Raw genomic sequence first — 3,178 nt, 5'->3', positions numbered from 1 at the left:
CAACTGAGGACAAGCCCTCGGCCTATTAGTACCAGTCAACTCCACCCGTTACCAGGCTTCCATATCTGGCCTATCAACCCAGTCGTCTACTGGGAGCCTTACCCCATCAAGTGGGTGGGAGTCCTCATCTCGAAGCAGGCTTCCCGCTTAGATGCTTTCAGCGGTTATCCCTCCCGAACGTAGCCAACCAGCCATGCCCTTGGCAGGACAACTGGCACACCAGAGGTTCGTCCGTCCCGGTCCTCTCGTACTAGGGACAGCCCTTCTCAAGACTCCTACGCGCACAGCGGATAGGGACCGAACTGTCTCACGACGTTCTAAACCCAGCTCGCGTACCGCTTTAATGGGCGAACAGCCCAACCCTTGGGACCGACTCCAGCCCCAGGATGCGACGAGCCGACATCGAGGTGCCAAACCATCCCGTCGATATGGACTCTTGGGGAAGATCAGCCTGTTATCCCCGGGGTACCTTTTATCCGTTGAGCGACGGCGCTTCCACAAGCCACCGCCGGATCACTAGTCCCGACTTTCGTCCCTGCTCGACCCGTCGGTCTCACAGTCAAGCTCCCTTGTGCACTTACACTCAACACCTGATTGCCAACCAGGCTGAGGGAACCTTTGGGCGCCTCCGTTACCCTTTAGGAGGCAACCGCCCCAGTTAAACTACCCATCAGACACTGTCCCTGATCCGGATCACGGACCCAGGTTAGACATCCAGCACGACCAGACTGGTATTTCAACGACGACTCCACAACCACTGGCGTGGCTGCTTCAAAGTCTCCCAGCTATCCTACACAAGCCGAACCGAACACCAATATCAAACTGTAGTAAAGGTCCCGGGGTCTTTCCGTCCTGCTGCGCGAAACGAGCATCTTTACTCGTAGTGCAATTTCACCGGGCCTATGGTTGAGACAGTCGAGAAGTCGTTACGCCATTCGTGCAGGTCGGAACTTACCCGACAAGGAATTTCGCTACCTTAGGATGGTTATAGTTACCACCGCCGTTTACTGGCGCTTAAGTTCTCAGCTTCGCCCACCCGAAGGTGAGCTAACCGGTCCCCTTAACGTTCCAGCACCGGGCAGGCGTCAGTCCGTATACATCGCCTTACGGCTTCGCACGGACCTGTGTTTTTAGTAAACAGTCGCTTCTCGCTGGTCTCTGCGGCCAACCCCAGCTCACCAAGTAAATCGGATCACCAGAGCTGGCCCCCCTTCTCCCGAAGTTACGGGGGCATTTTGCCGAGTTCCTTAACCATAGTTCACCCGAACGCCTCGGTATTCTCTACCTGACCACCTGAGTCGGTTTAGGGTACGGGCCGCCATGAAACTCGCTAGAGGCTTTTCTCGACAGCATAGGATCATCCACTTCGCCACAATCGGCTCGGCATCAGGTCTCAGACACAAGGTGTGCGGATTTGCCTACACACCGTCCTACACCCTTACCCCGGGACAACCACCGCCCGGGATGGACTACCTTCCTGCGTCACCCCATCACTCACCTACTAACCGCTTGGTTCGGCGGCTCCACCACTTTCCTTTCCCCGAAGGGTCCGGAACGGCTTCACGGCCTTAGCATCACGATGCTCGATGTTTGACGCTTCACAGCGGGTACCGGAATATCAACCGGTTATCCATCGACTACGCCTGTCGGCCTCGCCTTAGGTCCCGACTTACCCTGGGCAGATCAGCTTGACCCAGGAACCCTTAGTCAATCGGCGCAAACGTTTCTCACGTTTGTATCGCTACTCATGCCTGCATTCTCACTCGTCAACCGTCCACAACTACCTTCCGGTGCTGCTTCACCCGGCAGACGACGCTCCCCTACCCATCAACACACCCGTTGGGGCTATATATGTCAATGACACGACTTCGGCGGTACGCTTGAGCCCCGCTACATTGTCGGCGCGGAATCACTAGACCAGTGAGCTATTACGCACTCTTTCAAGGGTGGCTGCTTCTAAGCCAACCTCCTGGTTGTCTCTGCGACTCCACATCCTTTCCCACTTAGCGTACGCTTAGGGGCCTTAGTCGATGCTCTGGGCTGTTTCCCTCTCGACCATGGAGCTTATCCCCCACAGTCTCACTGCCGCGCTCTCACTTACCGGCATTCGGAGTTTGGCTAAGGTCAGTAACCCGGTAGGGCCCATCGCCTATCCAGTGCTCTACCTCCGGCAAGAAACACACGACGCTGCACCTAAATGCATTTCGGGGAGAACCAGCTATCACGGAGTTTGATTGGCCTTTCACCCCTAACCACAGGTCATCCCCCAGGTTTTCAACCCTGGTGGGTTCGGTCCTCCACGAAGTCTTACCTCCGCTTCAACCTGCCCATGGCTAGATCACTCCGCTTCGGGTCTTGAGCGTGCTACTGAAACGCCCTATTCGGACTCGCTTTCGCTACGGCTTCCCCACTCGGGTTAACCTCGCAACACACCGCAAACTCGCAGGCTCATTCTTCAAAAGGCACGCAGTCACGAGAGTGAAGCAAGCTCCACTCCGACGCTCCCACGGCTTGTAGGCACACGGTTTCAGGTACTATTTCACTCCCCTCCCGGGGTACTTTTCACCATTCCCTCACGGTACTATCCGCTATCGGTCACCAGGGAATATTTAGGCTTAGCGGGTGGTCCCGCCAGATTCACACGGGATTTCTCGGGCCCCGTGCTACTTGGGTGTCTCTCAAACGAGCCGCTGACGTTTCGACTACGGGGGTCTTACCCTCTACGCCGGACCTTTCGCATGTCCTTCGTCTACATCAACGGTTTCTGACTCGTCCTGTTGCCGGCAGACAACAGAAGAGAGATCCCACAACCCCGCATGCGCAACCCCTGCCGGGTCTCACACGCATACGGTTTGGCCTCATCCGGTTTCGCTCGCCACTACTCCCGGAATCACGGTTGTTTTCTCTTCCTGAGGGTACTGAGATGTTTCACTTCCCCTCGTTCCCTCCACACTGCCTATGTGTTCAGCAGTGGGTGACAGCCCATGACGACTGCCGGGTTTCCCCATTCGGAAACCCCCGGATCAAAGTCTGGTTGACGACTCCCCGGGGACTATCGCGGCCTCCCACGTCCTTCATCGGTTCCTGGTGCCAAGGCATCCACCGTGCGCCCTTAAAAACTTGGCCACAGATGCTCGCGTCCACTGTGCAGTTCTCAAACAACGACCAGCCACCCGAC

1 rRNA gene is annotated in these 3,178 nt (G+C 56.6%); it reads right to left on the bottom strand.

Features of this window, described 5'->3' with window-relative positions:
* Positions 1–5: 5 nt before the first annotated feature.
* A 23S ribosomal RNA gene (locus ABZ079_RS36665) occupies positions 6–3,126 on the bottom strand.
* Positions 3,127–3,178 lie beyond the last annotated feature (52 nt).

Origin of the sequence: Streptomyces sp. NPDC006314, from assembly GCF_040613075.1 — a bacterium.
Classification (GTDB): Bacteria; Actinomycetota; Actinomycetes; order Streptomycetales; family Streptomycetaceae; genus Streptomyces.
The sequence above is the reverse complement of the archived record's forward strand: the minus strand, read 5'-3'. Positions and strand labels throughout refer to the sequence as shown.